Genomic DNA, 537 nt, shown 5'->3' on the forward strand with positions numbered 1-537 from the left:
GTTTTTAAATTTTCCTTTGCCCAAGTTACCATACCTTTAGATGCATCTACATGACATACTTCCGCTCCAGCAGCTGCACAAGCAACAGTTGCTCCACCTGTATATGCAAATAAGTTTAAAACTTTTATAGGTCTGCCAGCATTTTTTATCATGTCCATTGACCAATCCCAGTTAGCAGCTTGCTCTGGGAATAATCCTGTATGCTTAAATCCAGTTGGACTTATATTGAATTTAAGGTTTTTATAACTTATTGTCCACTTTTCTGGATATTTCTTTTTATGTTCCCATTGACCTCCACCTCTACTACTTCTGTGATAATGTCCATGTGGGTTTTTCCATAATCCTTTTTCTTCAGCAATCGGCCACATAACTTGAGGATCTGGTCTTCTTAAAACAACATTTCCCCAACGCTCTAATTTTTCTCCGTTACCCATATCTATAAGTTCATAATCTTTCCATTTATCAGCTAATAATAACATTGATTTCCTCCTAAAAAATTAATCTCAATTTATGTATTATATCATATTATTCCTTGAT

General features: G+C 34.6%; 1 protein-coding gene. It reads right to left on the reverse strand.

Going from position 1 to position 537, the window contains the following annotated elements:
* Positions 1-479 (reverse strand): class I SAM-dependent methyltransferase (locus AZI32_RS17625; protein ID WP_206406660.1); only part of this gene is annotated, 479 nt, incomplete at its 3' end.
* Positions 480-537 lie beyond the last annotated feature (58 nt).

This window comes from Clostridium sp. ATCC 25772 (genome assembly GCF_001573875.1).
Classification (GTDB): domain Bacteria; phylum Bacillota; class Clostridia; order Clostridiales; family Clostridiaceae; genus Clostridium_J; species Clostridium_J senegalense.